Annotated in this window: 15 protein-coding genes and 1 tRNA gene; 4 read left to right on the forward strand and 12 right to left on the reverse strand. The window is 26.8% G+C overall.

Going from position 1 to position 15998, the window contains the following annotated elements:
• Positions 1 to 42: 42 nt before the first annotated feature.
• Positions 43 to 117 (forward strand) — tRNA-His (locus H0H48_RS01410).
• A gap of 15 nt (positions 118 to 132) precedes the next feature.
• On the opposite strand, the gene H0H48_RS01415 is transcribed toward H0H48_RS01410, so the two are convergent.
• On the reverse strand, positions 133 to 1320 hold the full coding sequence (locus H0H48_RS01415; protein ID WP_185871327.1) for a pyridoxal phosphate-dependent aminotransferase: 1188 nt from the start codon (positions 1318 to 1320) through the stop codon (positions 133 to 135).
• Between the two features lie 84 nt (positions 1321 to 1404).
• On the opposite strand from H0H48_RS01415, the gene rsmG reads away from it, so the two are divergent.
• Together rsmG and H0H48_RS01425 are read left to right on the forward strand one after the other, a co-directional pair.
• Complete coding sequence (gene rsmG, locus H0H48_RS01420; RefSeq protein ID WP_185871328.1) at positions 1405 to 2028, forward strand: 16S rRNA (guanine(527)-N(7))-methyltransferase RsmG; 624 nt, start codon at positions 1405 to 1407, stop codon at positions 2026 to 2028.
• Positions 2029 to 2047: 19 nt separating this feature from the next.
• Positions 2048 to 3013 carry an amidohydrolase family protein gene (locus tag H0H48_RS01425; RefSeq protein ID WP_185871329.1) on the forward strand — a complete coding sequence of 322 codons (966 nt, stop codon included), beginning with the start codon at positions 2048 to 2050 and terminating at the stop codon, positions 3011 to 3013.
• Positions 3014 to 3015: 2 nt separating this feature from the next.
• On the opposite strand, the gene lysS is transcribed toward H0H48_RS01425, so the two are convergent.
• On the reverse strand, positions 3016 to 4518 hold the full coding sequence (lysS, locus tag H0H48_RS01430; protein ID WP_185871330.1) for a lysine--tRNA ligase: 1503 nt from the start codon (positions 4516 to 4518) through the stop codon (positions 3016 to 3018).
• A 94-nt stretch (positions 4519 to 4612) separates the two neighbouring features.
• On the opposite strand from lysS, the gene lipB reads away from it, so the two are divergent.
• Entirely contained in the window at positions 4613 to 5314 is a 702-nt protein-coding gene (lipB, locus tag H0H48_RS01435; protein WP_185871367.1) for a lipoyl(octanoyl) transferase LipB, read from the forward strand.
• Here the strand turns inward: lipB and mtaB are convergent.
• Genes mtaB through H0H48_RS01485 form a run of 10 tightly spaced genes read right to left on the reverse strand, consistent with a single transcriptional unit; the run spans position 5311 to position 15916 of the window.
• The gene (mtaB, locus tag H0H48_RS01440) at positions 5311 to 6636 is read right to left on the reverse strand and encodes a tRNA (N(6)-L-threonylcarbamoyladenosine(37)-C(2))-methylthiotransferase MtaB (protein WP_238785344.1); all 1326 of its coding nucleotides are present in this window, start codon (positions 6634 to 6636) and stop codon (positions 5311 to 5313) included. The genes lipB and mtaB overlap by 4 nt on opposite strands.
• A gap of 23 nt (positions 6637 to 6659) precedes the next feature.
• Complete coding sequence (locus tag H0H48_RS01445) at positions 6660 to 7292, reverse strand: peroxiredoxin (protein ID WP_185871332.1); 633 nt, start codon at positions 7290 to 7292, stop codon at positions 6660 to 6662.
• 37 nt (positions 7293 to 7329) lie between these two features.
• On the reverse strand, positions 7330 to 9165 hold the full coding sequence (dnaG, locus tag H0H48_RS01450) for a DNA primase (protein WP_238785346.1): 1836 nt from the start codon (positions 9163 to 9165) through the stop codon (positions 7330 to 7332).
• A gap of 12 nt (positions 9166 to 9177) precedes the next feature.
• Complete coding sequence (rpe, locus tag H0H48_RS01455) at positions 9178 to 9831, reverse strand: ribulose-phosphate 3-epimerase (protein ID WP_185871333.1); 654 nt, start codon at positions 9829 to 9831, stop codon at positions 9178 to 9180.
• 31 nt (positions 9832 to 9862) lie between these two features.
• On the reverse strand, positions 9863 to 10669 hold the full coding sequence (locus H0H48_RS01460) for an enoyl-ACP reductase FabI (protein WP_185871334.1): 807 nt from the start codon (positions 10667 to 10669) through the stop codon (positions 9863 to 9865).
• A gap of 19 nt (positions 10670 to 10688) precedes the next feature.
• Positions 10689 to 11942 (reverse strand): methionine adenosyltransferase, encoded by a 1254-nt coding sequence (gene metK / locus H0H48_RS01465; RefSeq protein ID WP_185871335.1) that lies wholly within the window; start codon positions 11940 to 11942, stop codon positions 10689 to 10691.
• Between the two features lie 28 nt (positions 11943 to 11970).
• Complete coding sequence (locus H0H48_RS01470) at positions 11971 to 13053, reverse strand: bifunctional 3-deoxy-7-phosphoheptulonate synthase/chorismate mutase type II (RefSeq protein ID WP_185871336.1); 1083 nt, start codon at positions 13051 to 13053, stop codon at positions 11971 to 11973.
• An 11-nt stretch (positions 13054 to 13064) separates the two neighbouring features.
• Positions 13065 to 13913, reverse strand: coding sequence for a prephenate dehydrogenase (locus H0H48_RS01475; protein ID WP_185871337.1), 849 nt, complete (start codon positions 13911 to 13913; stop codon positions 13065 to 13067).
• Positions 13910 to 15067: a pyridoxal phosphate-dependent aminotransferase gene (locus H0H48_RS01480; protein ID WP_185871338.1), complete on the reverse strand. Its 1158-nt coding sequence runs from the start codon at positions 15065 to 15067 to the stop codon at positions 13910 to 13912. The genes H0H48_RS01475 and H0H48_RS01480 overlap by 4 nt, the downstream gene beginning before the upstream one ends.
• Before the next feature lie 9 nt (positions 15068 to 15076).
• Positions 15077 to 15916, reverse strand: a complete 840-nt coding sequence (locus H0H48_RS01485) for a prephenate dehydratase (protein WP_185871339.1) — start codon at positions 15914 to 15916, stop codon at positions 15077 to 15079.
• Positions 15917 to 15998 lie beyond the last annotated feature (82 nt).

The raw sequence follows: 15998 nt of genomic DNA on the forward strand, positions 1-15998 counted from the left end.
TATATTCATTCTTTTTTTCATATTTAGTAATTAATTACTATGGTGGTCGTAGCTCAGTTGGTTTAGAGCATCAGATTGTGGTTCTGAGGGTCGCCGGTTCGAATCCGGTCGTCCACCCTTATTATTTTATTATTATGATAATGCTTTTTTTATTCTCGTAAATGCCTCTATAATTTTTTCTTCTGAAGAAGCATAAGAAATACGTATACATCCACTATCTCCGAAAGCACTTCCACTAACAGTTGCTACATTAGCTTTTTCCAATAATAAATTAGAAAAATCATCAGAATCTTGAATAATTTTACCAAATAATCTTTCTCCAAAAAATTCTGAAACATTTGGAAAAATATAAAAAGCTCCATTAGGTTTATTAAATTGAAAACCAGGAATATCCTTGATCATATCTAAAACTAAATTTCTTCTTTTTTTAAATTCTTTTATCATGTATTCTATTTCAATAGGAGATGATTGTAATGCTGAAATAGCAGCTCTTTGTGCTATAGAGTTTGCACAAGAAGTCATCTGTCCCTGAATCTTATCACAAGATTTTGAAATCCATTCTGGAGCTCCTATATATCCAATTCTCCATCCTGTCATTGAAAAAGCTTTGGATAAACCATTAAGTGTGATCACTTGATTATAAATATTAGGAAATACTGCAATACTAACATGTTTCCCAGAATAACGAATATGTTCATAAATTTCATCAGAAAGTATCATTACATTAGGATATTTTCTAAAAACTTCAGCTAAATCTTTTAACTCTTCGTAAGAATAAACACTCCCCGTAGGATTACACGGACTACTAAAAATAAATAATTTAGTTTTAGATGTAATAACTTTTTCTAATTGTTCTGCATCAATCTTGAAATCATTATCTATTTTTGTAGAAACTATAACAGGAGATGCTTCACACAACTTCACCATTTGTAAATAACTTACCCAATAAGGAGAAGGAATAATGACTTCATCATCTCTATTTAGAAGAGATAGAAGTACGTTCATGATAGATTGTTTTGCTCCAGTAGAAACAACAATTTGGGATGTTGTATATTTCAATTTATTATCACGATAAAATTTTTTGCATATTATCTCTCTTAATTCTGTATATCCGGATACAGGAGTATAATAGTGATAACCTTCATCTATAGCTTTTTTTGCTGCATTCAAAACAAAATTAGGAGGAAAAAAGTCTGGTTCACCCAAACTCAAATTAATGATATCATAACCTTTATTTTTTAATGCTCTAGCTTTAGCAGACATGGCTATAGTTTGCGAATAAGATATATTCTGTAAACGATGAGATAATCTATTTTTCATAGATGTATAAATAATTAATTTGAAATGATTACAAATCTAAATAAATTTATGATCAAATTTATTTATCTATAAAAATCTGCAAAAATGGAATTAATAAAAAAATATTTTCCATATTTATTAGATAAACAACTTAACCAATTGCACTCCTTACAAGATTTGTATTCCTATTGGAATTCCTATGTAAATGTCATATCTAGAAAAACTTTCTATGATTTTTACCAACGACATGTTCTTTTTTGTTTAGGAATAGCAAAAGTATATTCTTTTTTTCCTGGATCATGCGTGATGGATTTAGGTACAGGAGGTGGGTTCCCTGGAATTCCTCTATCTATAGTATTTCCTAAAACAGAATTTATATTGGTAGATTCTATTATGAAAAAAATAAAAATTGTAAAAAATATAGTAGATACTCTTCAATTAGAAAACGTAAGCACCATTTGTATTAGAGCAGAGAAATTAGAAAAAAAATTTGATTTTGTAGTAACCAGAGCCGTGAAAAAAATAGAAACCATTCATCAATGGATAAAAAATAAATTTAAAGATAAATCTTATTCCAATTCCAAAATTATAAATGGAACCTTTTATCTAAAAGGAGGAGATATTTCCGATGAGTTAAAAAAATTTCCTAATGCAATAGAATACTCTTTATATCATTATTTTAATGAACCATTTTTTATAACTAAAAAAGTTGTTTGGATTTCCAATTAAATTAAAAAATTTATAAATAATGAATCCTAAAAAAATTTTTCTAGAAAAAATTAAACAAGAAGGAGGATGGGTAAATGCTCATGCTCACTTAGATAGAGCTTATACTCTAACGAAAAAAAATTTTCGATATTCTTATTTTCCTATCAAAAAAAAATGGTATTTAGTAGACGAAATGAAACGTTTAGCTACAGAATCGGATATTTACATCCGTATGGAAAAAGCTCTAGAATATTTTTTACGACAAGGGACACAAGCTCTGTGTACATTTATTGATGTAGATGAAATAATAGAAGATAAGGCTTTAAATGCAGCAAAAAAATTGAAAGATAATTATGGAAATTACATACATATTTGTTTTGCAAATCAAGTTCTCAAAGGAGTTTTAGATAAAAATTCAAAATATTGGTTTGATAAGTCTATAGAATTTGTGGATATTATTGGGGGGCTTCCAGCTAAAGATTATGGTAAAGAAGATGAACATTTAAATATTTTATTAAAAACAGCTAAGGAATATGGGAAAATAGTACATGTACATGTAGATCAATTTAACACAAGTGAAGAGAAAGAGACTGAGAAACTAGCAAAAAAAACAATTGAACATGGAATGCAAGGAAAAGTGGTTGCTATACATAGTATCTCATTAGCTGCACATGCTAGATCATATCGTTATGAAATATACAAATTAATGAAAAAAGCAGATTTAATGGTAATATCTTGTCCAATAGCTTGGATAGATCATACTAGAAATGAACGTTTGACTCCTAGTCACAATTCCATTACTCCAGTAGATGAAATGATCCCTGAAGGTATTTTAGTAGCTTTTGGAACAGATAACATATGCGATATATACAAGCCTTTTTCTGATGGAAATCTTTGGATAGAATTACGAGTTATGTTAGAAGCTTGTCATTACTATGATATAGATAATTTAGTTAAAATAGCTACTGTAAATGGATTGAGAGTATTAGGATTAAAAAAAAAATAATTCTATTTTTTCCCTTTCTTTTCTGGACGCATTTGTGGAAAAAATAATACCTCTTGAATTGATTTTTTTTTAGTTAATAACATAACTAAACGATCTATTCCAATTCCAACACCTGCAGTAGGAGGCATTCCAAACTCTAAAGCTCTTATAAAATCTCTATCTATGAACATGAATTCTTCCTCTGTTTTTTTTTTAGATAATTTCACTTGTTCTTTTAAACGATAGAGTTGATCTATAGGATCATTAAGCTCTGAATAAGCATTAGCAATTTCTTTCCCATTGATAATAAGTTCAAAACGTTCTGATAAACTTTCATCACAACGGTGTTTTTTTGTTAAAGGACTCATTTCTATAGGATAATCAATAATAAAAGTTGGATTTTGATAATGTTTTTCACATTTTTCTTCAAAAATATTTTCAATAAGTTTAGCTTTACTCATTTTTATATTTTCTTCTATGTGTAATTTTTGACAAACTTTTCTTAAATCACCTTTATCCATACTTTTTATATCAAATCCAGTATGTTTTTTGATAGCATCTAATATAGGAATTCTAGGAAAAGGTGTTTTAAAATTAATATTATCATTTTCTTCTTCATGAAAAAGATCGAAAAGATGCTTCATCATTTTTTCCGTAAAATCCATCATCCAATAATAATCTTTATAGGCAACATAAAGTTCTAAAACTGTAAATTCAGGATTATGAAAACGATCCATCCCTTCATTTCTAAAATTTTTTGAAAATTCATATACTCCATGAAATCCTCCTACAATAAGTCTTTTTAAATAAAGTTCATTAGCTATACGTAAGTATAATGGTATTCCAAGTGTATTATGATAAGTTTCAAATGGACGAGCTATTGCTCCTCCTGGAATGGATTGTAAAACGGGAGTATCAACTTCTAGATATTTTTTTTTATCGAAAAAATTTCGTATTTCTTGTATGATACGAGTTCGTTTTAAGAATATATTTTTAACGTCATCATTAACGATAAGATCTACATATCGCATACGATAACGCTGTTCTACATTTGAGAAAGCGTCATATATTTTTTTATTTTTATCTACTTTTACTTGTGGTAGAGTTCGAATAGATTTAGATAACAAAGTTAATTTATGAACATGAATTGTTATTTCATCCATTTTTGTTTTAAATAAAAAACCTTCTACTCCAATAATATCTCCTATATCTAGAATCTTTTTTAAAAGAATATTATAAGTATCTTCTTTGTTAATTTTATTTGATGTTAAATCATTTTTGGTAAAGTATACTTGTAAACTACCTGTATGATCTTTAATCTCTCCAAAAGAAGCTTTTCCTAGAATACGTAAACGCATTAACCTACCAGCTATGGTTACATTTTCTTTTTCTAGAAAATTTTTTTGTATATTACGGATAGTGTTTGTTATGGGATATTCTTCGGATGGATAAGGGTTTATTCCTAATAATTTTAACTGATCCAATTTTTTTCTTCGTATAATTTGTTGTTCTGATAAATAGGACATAAATTTTATATGATGTAAGTATACAACACATTCACATTTTAAATAATAACGAATGTGGTGTAATAAAGTAGATTTTATAAATTTATCAAAAATTATGAAAAAAAGAACAATTTTTTTCGAAGATTTAGGAATAAAAGAATATCAAGAAACTTGGAAATATCAAAAAAAATTATTTAAGGACATCATACAAAAAAAAATAAACAGAGTTTCTTGTCAAAAAGTAGGTTATCTGCTTTTTGTAGAACATCCCAATGTATATACTATAGGAAAAAATGGAAAAAAAAATAAACATTTATTAGTACCATCAGATTTCTTAAATAAAATAAATGCAACTTTTTATCAAACAGACAGAGGAGGGGATATCACTTTTCATGGACCTGGACAATTAATAGGATATCCTATCTTGAATATGGATTATTTTTTTACTGATGTTCATAAATATATTCGTCTATTAGAAGAAGTAATTATTCATTTTTTGAAATTTTATGGACTAGAAGGAGTAAGAAAAAAAGGAAAAACAGGAGTATGGATGAATAATGATATAGGAAAAAAATCAAGGAAAATATGTGCAATAGGAATTAGAATGAGCCGTTGGGTAACCATGCATGGTTTTGCTTTGAATATAAATACGGATTTGCGATATTTTGATTATATAATTCCTTGTGGAATTCATGATCAAGAAGTCACCTCTTTAAGAAAAGAATTAGAAAAAAAAGAAATTCCATTTGAAATAGTAAAAAACAAGGTTAAAAAATCTTTTCAAGATGTTTTTAACGTAGAATTTAACCACCTTTAACCACCAATAATTTTTTTATCAATTAGATCAGCTATCATAACTCCATCCTTATCTATCTTTCTTAAAAAAACATTTAATAATGTATTTTCATATAATGAATTATATGGGATTTTGGTTCTAATATAATTTTCTGTATAGCCATACATATATTCTTCATTTCTAGAGTTTTTTTCAAATAAAACAGTTTTTTTTGTATTAATTTGTTTTTCACAAAAAGAAATATATTTTTCTTTTGAAAGATTTCGTAAAACTTTATTTCGTTTCCATTGTATTTTTTTATATATATATCCTTCTGACATTTCCATTGTTATAGATTTTGTGTTTGGCCTAGGAGAATAGGTAAATATATGTAAGGATGAAATTTCTAATTTTTTCAAGAAAAAATAAGTATCCAAAAAATGTTTGTGTGATTCACCTGGATACCCAACAATAACATCTGAACCTATATAAGCATCTGGTATCAGTTCTCGTATTTTTTTTACTCTTTCTTCATATATTTCACGTTGATAACGTCTTTGCATCTTTCTTAAAATAATGTTATTACCAGATTGTAAAGGAATATGAAAATGAGGGACAAAACGTTTACTTTTTGATAAAAATTCAATACATTCATTTTTCAATAAATTAGGTTCTATTGAGGATAAACGTATTCTTACATTTTCTTCAATTTCATCTATAGCCTGTATTAAATCAAAAAATGTGTATAATCTACGATTGTATCCATAATATTTGTCATATATTTTTCCATAATCTCCTATATTAATACCTGTTAATACTATTTCTTTAACTCCTCTATTAAAAATAAATCTTATCTTATCTAAGATATTTTGCATTTTTTCAGAACGAGAATTTCCTCTTGACATAGGAATTGAACAATAACTGCATTTATAATCACACCCATCCTGTATTTTTAAAAAAGAACGGGTTCTATCTCCAATAGAAAAAGATGGAGAAAAAGAATAATGATTTTTTAATTTTGAAAAAATACTAATACTATTCTTGTGAAAAAAACTTTTATTAAGATAATCTACTATTTTAAATTTTTCTTCATTTCCTAATATTAGATTTACTCCAACAATAGTTGAAACTTTTTTTGGATTAAGCTGAGCATAACATCCTATTGCTACAATCATAGCTTCAGAATTTTTATTCCTAGCAGAACGTACAATACGCTTGAATTCTATTTCTGCATTTTTTGTAACAGAACAACTATTAATTACATAAATATCAGCATAACTATTGAAAGAAACTTTTTGATAGTAATATTTATCGAATTTTTTTGATATAGTAGAGGTCTCTGCATAATTTAGCTTACAACCCATTGTATAAAATGCAACTTTTTTTTTCAATTTTTTGAAGAAAAGTAATTTATAATTCCACTATGACTAGCATCCATTCCTTTTTTTCCTTTTTCCCAATTTGCAGGACAAACCTCGCCACTTTTCTCATAGTATTGAAGCGCATCAATTATGCGAATAGCTTCATTGATATCTCTTCCTAAAGGAAAATCATTTACTAAAAAATGTCTAATAATACCATTCTTATCTATTAAAAATAAACCTCTATAAGCGATTAGTTCTCCTGAAGCTTTCCATTCTTCTTCACAAAAGACCCAATCTCCAGATAAAACTCCATAGTTATGAGATATGGTTTTATTGATATCAGAAACTATGGGATAGGTTACTCCGTGTATTCCACCTTTTTCTTTTGGAATTTGTAACCAAGCCAAATGAGATTGTTCTGTATCTGTAGATACAGCGACAACCTGTACATCTCTTATTTTAAAATCTTTTATTTTATCTTGAAATGCATATATTTCTGTTGGACAAACAAAAGTAAAATCCTTAGGATAAAAAAAAAGTAAAACGTATTTTAGCCCCCTAAATTGTTTTAAAGTAAAATTTTGTACAATATCTTTTCCATTTAACACTGCACTAGCTGTAAAATCAGGTGCTTGTTTTGAGATAAAAGTTTTCATTTTATTATATTTTTTTATACGAATTTACCAAAAAAAATTATACATATCTGTGTAATTTTTTATTAATCTTATTTTTTATGTCAGTTAGATACATAATTCTCTTTAGAAAAGATTTATTTTCAATATTATTATCATGTTTTATGATTTCCTCTTTAATCAATTTCAAAATATATTGAGATTTATATCTTAATAAAAGATCAACAATATATTGATCTATATGTTCCTCATGATAAGTTACTTTTATTCCTTTTTTTTCCCATTTAGATAATGAATAAGATTTTTCATTTTCTTTAACGGTTAAATTTCTTATTTTTTCCCCATTTTTTGAACAAATATTATCAAATATTTCTTGGTTTTTTTTTAAATAAAAACGTAAGTTGAAATCACTAAAAAAATTCAATAATTCCTGAATAATTGTTGTTTCATGCTTTCCTTTTTTTATTATCTTATCTCCATAAGATAAAATTAATTGCATTAATTTTATCTCAAGGGTTAGAAGAAAATTTTCCCTTTTTTTTTCTATTTTACGAATTTTATTTATTTCAACTAAATATTTTTCCTTTACATTTTTTTTTTCTATTTTTTCCAATTCTGAGTTTAGAATTTCTTGTTTAATATTTAGAACTCTGGAGGTTTCTTGCAAGAATAATTCTTTTTGAAGTATATTTTTTATTTTTGAAATGCTATTCAAAATATTTAAAATTAAAAGAGATTTTTTAATGGGTTCATATTTTTTTTTATAAAATTTATCATATATTTTCTTTTTGTAAGAAATGAAATTGTAACTTTTTTTCATTAAAAAATCTTTTAGTTGAGATCTAGAATATCTTCTAGATAAAGAATCTGGATCTTCTCCATTAGAAATAAATAAGATACGTATATTCATTTCTTTTTCTAACATCATATTAACCACTCTTAAAGATGCTTTAATTCCAGATATATCTCCATCATAAAAAAGGATAACATTTTTTGTCAATCTCTTGATTGACAAAATTTGATCTACAGTAAGTGAAATTCCAGAGGATGAAACAACATTTTTTATTCCATTCTGATGAAAAGAAATTACATCTGTATACCCTTCTACTAAATAACAAAAATTTTCTTTTATAATATATTTTTTAGATTGAAATATCCCGTATAATATTTTACTCTTTTGAAATAGAGAACTTTCAGATGAATTTATATACTTTGTTATAAAATTATTAGAATCAATAGTTCTTCCACCAAAACCTACTACTTTTCCTGATAAATTATGTATTGGGAACATAATCCTTTTACGAAAACAATCAAAATAGTTGTTATTTTTCTTAATAACAGTAAGACCAGATTTTTCTATTTCCTGTATTTCAAATCCTTTTTTTAAAGCCTTTTTAGTAAAATAATTCCAAGAAAAAGAAGCGTACCCTAATTCAAATTTCTGAATTGATTTTATATTGAATCCTCTTTTTTGAATTAAATAATTCAATCCATTTTTTTTTCCTTCTTCAGTTAAAAATAACTGTTTTATAAAAATATTTTTAGCATAATCTTGAATTAAATATAATCTTTCATTTCTTAAATTTTTATAGGATTTCTCTTCTGTATATTTTATATTTATGTTATATTTTTTAGCTAAAAAATGTAATGATTCTACATAAGAAAAATTTTCATGTTCCATAAGAAAAGTGATGAGATCACCTCCCTTTCCAGAGCTAAAATCTTTCCATATTTTTTTTGTTGGAGATACGATGAAAGAGGGTGTTTTTTCATTAGAAAATGGACTTAATCCTCTATAATTGATTCCACTTTTTCTCAATTCTACGAAATTTCCAATAACATCCTCTATACAAGAAGCAGAAAGTATTTTTTTTTTAGTTTCTTTAGAAATAATCATAAATAAAACTAATTAAGTTAGTTCTTTCATTTTATGAATGATCTTTTTTGGATTGGAATTAGAAAAAATGGCAGTTCCTGCTACCAATATATCTGCTCCATTTTTAAATAATGAATAAGCATTTTCTAAATTAATACCTCCATCTACTTCTATAAGAGCAGAAGAATCTTTCTTTAGTATTAAATCTTTAGTTTCTTCTAATTTTTTATAGGTTTGGTTAATAAATTTTTGTCCACCAAAACCAGGATTTACGCTCATCAATAAAACAAAATCAAGATATTTTATGATCTCTTGTAAAAGAAAAACTGGAGTATGCGGATTTATTGCTACACCTACTTTCATTCCATGTTCTTTAATAGAAAAAACCGTTCTATTTAAATGTATGCAAGCTTCATAATGAACATGAACATGATCTGCTCCACAATCCCTTAATTGTTCTATGTATCTTTCCGGTTCCAATATCATTAAATGTATATCTATTGGTTTGTATGCATACTTTTTCACATATTTTGTAAACATAAATCCAAAGGAAATATTTGAAACAAAAGATGAATCCATAATATCAAGATGAACCCAATCTGCTTCACTACCGTTCAGCATTTCTATCTCACTATATAAAAAAGCTAAATCAGCTGAAAGTAAAGATGGAGCTATAATTTTATTCATAAGATTTATTTTTATCAAAAATATGAATTAATTATGATTCTATTATTTCACTAATTCCAATTCCAGTATTAGAAAAACCTCCATCGTGATATAAATTTTGCATAGTAACTTTTCTTGTTAAATCTGAAAAAAGTGTAATAATATAATTAGCACAATCTTGTGCAGAAGCATTACCTAACGGCGATACTTTTTCAGAAAAAAGGAAAAGTTGATCAAAACCTTTTATTCCTTTTGCTGATTTTGTTATGCTAGGAGATTGTGATACTGTATTTACTCTAACCTTTTCTTTTTTCCCCCAAAAATATCCAAAATTTCGTGTAACGCTCTCTAAATAAGATTTATAATCTGACATATCTCCATAATATGGAAAACTACGTTGGGAAGCAATATATGTAAGAGCAACAATGGACCCCCATTTATTCATAGCATTTTTATTCCAAGCTGTTTGCATTATTTTATGATAAGAAACAGCAGATATATCCCATCCTTTTCTTAAAAATTCATAATTTAGAGATGTATAAGTTAATCCTTTTCGGATATTTATTGACATGGCTATAGAATGTAATAAAAAATCTATTCTAGATCCAAAAAAATCTAATGTTTTTTCAAATAAAAAATCTAAATCTTTAATAGAAGTAGCATCAGCTGGAATAACTATAGATTTTGTTTTACGAGATAACTCATGAATATTCCCAATTCGTATAGAAGCCGGAGTATTAGTTAATACAAAAGATGCTTTCTCTTCAAAAGCTTTTTCTGCTACTTTCCAAGCAATAGAATCTTCGTTTAAAGCTCCAAATATAATTCCTTTTTTGCCCTTCAATAAATTATAAGACATAAAGTTATAGTTTAATCATCTATTTAAGATTAAAAACATTTTTTATTTCATATAGATAATTTACTTTTTCCCAAGTAAATAAATCTACTTTTCGTTTTATCTTATTTCCCTTTATATCTGAGAAATATTTCCACACTTTTCTTGGATTCTTTCCCATGTGTCCATATACAGATGTCTCTTCATACATAGGTTGACGCAACTTTAATCTTTTTTCTATAGCATATGGACGTAAATCGAAAATTTTTTTTATATTCAGTACTATATCTTCATTATTAATATTTGATCTACCATAAGTTTTTACAAAGATACTTATTGGTTCTGATATACCAGCTGCATAGGATATTTGTATAAGTATTTCATCAGAAATTCCTGCTGCTACAAGATTTTTAGCAATATGTCTAGCAGCATAAGCTCCAGATCTATCCATTTTAGATGGATCTTTGCCAGAAAAAGCTCCACCTCCATGAGCACCTCTACCTCCGTAGGTATCTACAATAATTTTTCTTCCGGTAAGTCCTGTATCCCCATGAGGTCCCCCTGTAACAAATTTTCCTGTAGAATTAATGTAATATTTTGTATTATCAGTAAATAATTTTTTTATTTTTTTTGATAAAATATTTTCTTTAACTCTCGGAATTAAAACATTTCTAATGTCTTGAATAATTTTTTTATGCATTTTTTCTTTAGTATCAAATTCATCGTGCTGAGTTGAAATTACAATAGTATGTATATGTATTGGTTCCTTATTATCGGAATATTCTAAAGTAACTTGTGATTTTGAATCTGGACGTAAATAAGTCATTTCTTTTCCTTCATTTCGTATGCATGAAAGTTCCTTTAATAAACTATGTGATATCTCTAATGATAATGGCATATAATTTTCCGATTCTTTCACCGCATAACCAAATATTATGCCCTGATCTCCAGCACCTTGTTCATCTTTATTTAATTTTTGTATTCCTTTTAATAGATCTAAAGATTGTTCTTGAATAGAAGAAATAATTCCACAAGAGTCAGCATGAAATCTATATTCATTTTTTGTATATCCTATTTTTTTAAGAACATCACGAGCTATTTTCTGAATATTTATCCAAGTATTAGAATTGATTTCCCCAGATAATATAATTTGTCCAGTTGTTACCAAAGTTTCTACAGCTACTTTAGCATCTGGATCATTAGCTAAGAAATGATCTAATATTGCATCCGATATCTGATCGGAAATTTTATCCGGATGTCCTTCCGAAACAGATTCGCTAGTAAATAAATAAGTCATTTTTTTAGGACTTAGCTGTCTGTTTTTTTTATTTTATATTATTTTGAATTTTAATAGACTCTTCATGCAAAATTTTGAAAATTCCTTTTAGTAGTTCATCAGAAAGCCCAAAACTACTACCTAATTTTAGGGATTTTTCCATTATATTATCCCATCTTTTTGGCTGAAAAACAGCTATTTTTGAAGATTTTTTCAAAGAACCTAATTTTTTAGCAATATTCATTCTTTCGGCTAAAAGTGTAATAATATTCTCATCTAATTCATCAATCAAAATTCTTAAAGAATCTAAATCTCTTGCATCTTTTTGGTCACATGAATTTAATTTTAATTCTTTTATCATCTTTATAAGATTCTCTGGAGTAATTTGTTGTGCAGCGTCACTCCAAGCTTGATCTGGAGAACAATGACTTTCTATCATTAAACCTTCACATTTAAAAATGTAATAAGCTTTTTTTGCTATGTCAAGTAACTCTTTTTTATTTCCACAAATATGTGAAGGGTCACATATGATAGGAATTCTAGGAAGCATACTTCTTAAATTCAATAGCATGTTCCAATTTGGCTGATTTCTATATTTAGAACTTTTATAGGTATAAAAACCACGGTGTATCACTCCTAGTTTTCTAATACCTTTCACAAACAAACGTTCTAAAGAACCTATCCATAAATCTAAATCAGGATGAATAGGATTTTTAACCAAAACAATTTTATCATTTTCTCCTTCTAAAGCTTCTGCTATTTCTTGAATGGTAAAAGGACTAGCAGTACTTCTAGCACCTATCCACAGGACATCTATACCAAAAGATATTGATAGTCTAACATGTTCTGCATTTGCTATTTCTGTTGCTACCATTAATCCTGTATCTTTCTTTACTTTTTTTAACCAGGAAAGCCCTTTTTTTCCTATTCCTTCGAAGTTATTAGGTTTAGTCCTAGGTTTCCATATTCCTGCTCTAAATATTTGAACATATGAATTTTTTAGTCTATCAGCTGTTTCTAATATTTGTTCTTCACTTTCCGCACTACAAGGTCCAGATATGATTAAAGGTTTATTCCATTTATTATCAATCCAAGATCTATCTATACTTTTATTTAGAATATTTTTTTCCATCACAATTTAATTTACACATATTTTTTATCTTTCATTTTATTTGCTTTTTTTATATATTGATCGACCTTATCTAATTTTTCGCTTATCAAACAATCACGAAATATCTCTAAGTGATTAATATAAAAATTTATGGCTTTAATCAAATTTTTTCTATTAGAAATAAAAATAGGCAACCAAGTTTCAGGTTTACTTTTCGCTAAACGTGTAGTTGAATATAATCCGCTTCCCATCATATTATTAAATATTTTTTCTTTATTTTCAAATTCTTCTAAAACTGTACATGCTAAAGCAAAGGAAATAACATGAGGTAAATGAGAAACATAAGCAATATATAAATCGTGTTCTTTAGATGTAATAGAAATTATCTGCATGTCAATAGTAGAATATATTTTTTTAGCTATAGACATAGCATCAGGATCACTAAGTTCACAATCACAAATAATACAGTTTTTTTTATAAAAAAGATTGTGATGAGCAGATATAGCTCCAGATTTTTCAATACCAGCAATTGGATGTGTTGCAACAAAACGACTTCTTTTTGGATGAGAGTAAACTTTGTTACAAATATCATATTTAGTAGATCCAGTATCTATAATAACTGTATCTCTACTAATTTCATTTAAAATACTTGGTAAAATTTTTTCTATTCCATCTACTGGAATGGATAAAATAATTACTGAAGATTGTATTATAAGATCTTGTAAAGGAATTATTTCATCTACTATTCCAAGTTTTATAGCATTAGAAGCATTTTCTTTATTAGAATCTGTTCCTATAAATTTATCTCCAAAATTAGATTTACGTAATCCTAATCCAATAGATCCTCCAATCAATCCTAATCCTATAATTCCAATATTCATGAAAAAATTATATTTTTTGCTTTTTCCAAAATGTTTACAGGACAACACATAGAAAACCTTACATAACCTTTTCCATTTTTACCAAAAATGCTTCCAGGAGTAATGAAAATGTGATATTTTTTAAGAATATTATCGGACCATTTATAATCATTAACTTTATGATCTATTATCTTTGCCCAAACAAAAATTCCACAACTTTTTACTGAATATTTTAAATTCAAATAATCACATATTTCCCATATAATTTTTCTACGTTTAGAATATTCTACATTAAGTTTCTTAAACCAATCATGATGATTTTTCATAGCTTCTATAGCTCCAATTTGAATTGGATAATACATACCGGAATCCATTTGACTTTTTGTTTTAGAAATATTATGAATAAATTCTTTTTTTCCTATTACCATTCCAACTCTCCATCCAGGCATATTATAACTCTTACTTAAAGAATTCAATTCTATAGCAATATCTTTAGCCCCTTTAATATTAAAAATACTTAAAGGACGTTCATTATTCAACATAAAACTATAAGGATTATCGTGAACTAACAATATATTATTTTTTTTAGCGAAAAAAACTATTTTTTCTAGTTTTTCTAAATTTATTAAAGCACCCGTAGGCATATGAGGATAATTTATCCACATAATCTTCACATTATCCATATTATTTTTATCTACTATAGATTGAATATCAGGGATCCACCCTTTTTTCTCATAAAGATCATAATAAATAATATCCGCTTCTATAAGTTTAGATATAGAGGAATATGTAGGATATCCAGGATCTGGAATTAATACTTTATCTCCTCTGTTTAAATAAGACATACTTATATGCATAATTCCTTCTTTAGATCCAATTAATGGTAAAATTTCATAATTATAATCTATACGTACTTGATACAATTTCCAATACCAATTGGATATAGCAATACGTAGTTCTTCTATCCCTATATAACTTTGATAAGTATTAGCATGATCTAATTCTGATGCTTCTTTCATTTTTTGTATTACCCCATTCGGGGGAAGAATATCCGGATTCCCAATTCCTAAATTGATGATATTCACTCCATTTTCCTCAAGAAGATAAATTTCTTTCATCTTTTTAGAAAAAAAGTATTCCGATATTTGATTCATTCTTTTTGCTTCTGTAATCATAAAAAAACATTAGGATCTAATTCTTCCATTCTTATATTCTCCCATAATAGATAATTTATGAAGACATGTAATTTTTTGTATCCGTTGTTTCATTTTTTCATAATCTTTTATATTGTTAAATATTACATCTACATAAAACGAATATTCCCAAGGTCTTTGTATTATGGGAATAGATTGTATTTTAGTCATATTGATACCAATACTTGATATAATACTCAATATCTTAGAAAGGCTACCAGTAGTATGTAATATTTTAAATCTTAGAGAGGCTTTATTAAAAAAATCATTTTCATTTTGTTCATAACAATTTTTAATAATAAAAAATCTGGTAAAATTGCTTTCGATAGTTTGTATGTTTTTATAAATAATTTCCAAACCATATTCTTTAGCTGCATTTTCAGAAGCTATTGCTGCTAAACCTCTTTTTTTATATATAGATATATGTTTAGCAGCGGAAGCAGTATCAAAGTATTCTGATATTTTTATCCAAGAATGAGCATCTATAAATGATTCACATTGTAATAACGCCATAGGATGAGAATAAATCTCTTTTATATCTTCTATATCCTGTCCAGGATAAGCCATTAAATGATGTTTAATTGGCATATAAACCTCTCCAATAATCTTTAAATTATATTCTGATAAAAGACTATAATTAGTCAATATCGTTCCAGCTATGGTATTTTCTATAGCCATAACTCCGATATCTACATTTGATTTAGCTACAGAAAAAGCTAATTTTCTAAAAGAAGAACATTCCATTAACTTATATTTACATCCTACGAAATAAGTAGAAACAGCCGCATGATGGAAACACCCCTTCACACCTTGTATCGCTATTCTTTTCATGAAACTAGAATTAAATTAATGTAAAAAGTTTCATTATCAAGCGGAAAAATAAATTCCGAGCAAATATAAAAAATTATTCTAA

Origin of the sequence: Blattabacterium cuenoti (assembly GCF_014252055.1) — a bacterium.
Lineage (GTDB): Bacteria > Bacteroidota > Bacteroidia > Flavobacteriales > Blattabacteriaceae > Blattabacterium > Blattabacterium cuenoti_D.

Bases quoted from the DNA above. Each gene is read 5' to 3' on its own strand.
- H0H48_RS01415 (WP_185871327.1), bottom strand. From the start codon at position 1,320: ATGAAAAATAGATTATCTCATCGTTTACAGAATATATCTTATTCGCAA.
- rsmG (WP_185871328.1), top strand. From the start codon at position 1,405: ATGGAATTAATAAAAAAATATTTTCCATATTTATTAGATAAACAACTT.
- H0H48_RS01425 (WP_185871329.1), top strand. From the start codon at position 2,048: ATGAATCCTAAAAAAATTTTTCTAGAAAAAATTAAACAAGAAGGAGGA.
- lysS (WP_185871330.1), bottom strand. From the start codon at position 4,518: ATGTCCTATTTATCAGAACAACAAATTATACGAAGAAAAAAATTGGAT.
- lipB (WP_185871367.1), top strand. From the start codon at position 4,613: ATGAAAAAAAGAACAATTTTTTTCGAAGATTTAGGAATAAAAGAATAT.
- mtaB (WP_238785344.1), bottom strand. From the start codon at position 6,636: ATGGGTTGTAAGCTAAATTATGCAGAGACCTCTACTATATCAAAAAAA.
- H0H48_RS01445 (WP_185871332.1), bottom strand. From the start codon at position 7,292: ATGAAAACTTTTATCTCAAAACAAGCACCTGATTTTACAGCTAGTGCA.
- dnaG (WP_238785346.1), bottom strand. From the start codon at position 9,165: ATGATTATTTCTAAAGAAACTAAAAAAAAAATACTTTCTGCTTCTTGT.
- rpe (WP_185871333.1), bottom strand. From the start codon at position 9,831: ATGAATAAAATTATAGCTCCATCTTTACTTTCAGCTGATTTAGCTTTT.
- H0H48_RS01460 (WP_185871334.1), bottom strand. From the start codon at position 10,669: ATGTCTTATAATTTATTGAAGGGCAAAAAAGGAATTATATTTGGAGCT.
- metK (WP_185871335.1), bottom strand. From the start codon at position 11,942: ATGACTTATTTATTTACTAGCGAATCTGTTTCGGAAGGACATCCGGAT.
- H0H48_RS01470 (WP_185871336.1), bottom strand. From the start codon at position 13,053: ATGGAAAAAAATATTCTAAATAAAAGTATAGATAGATCTTGGATTGAT.
- H0H48_RS01475 (WP_185871337.1), bottom strand. From the start codon at position 13,913: ATGAATATTGGAATTATAGGATTAGGATTGATTGGAGGATCTATTGGA.
- H0H48_RS01480 (WP_185871338.1), bottom strand. From the start codon at position 15,067: ATGATTACAGAAGCAAAAAGAATGAATCAAATATCGGAATACTTTTTT.
- H0H48_RS01485 (WP_185871339.1), bottom strand. From the start codon at position 15,916: ATGAAAAGAATAGCGATACAAGGTGTGAAGGGGTGTTTCCATCATGCG.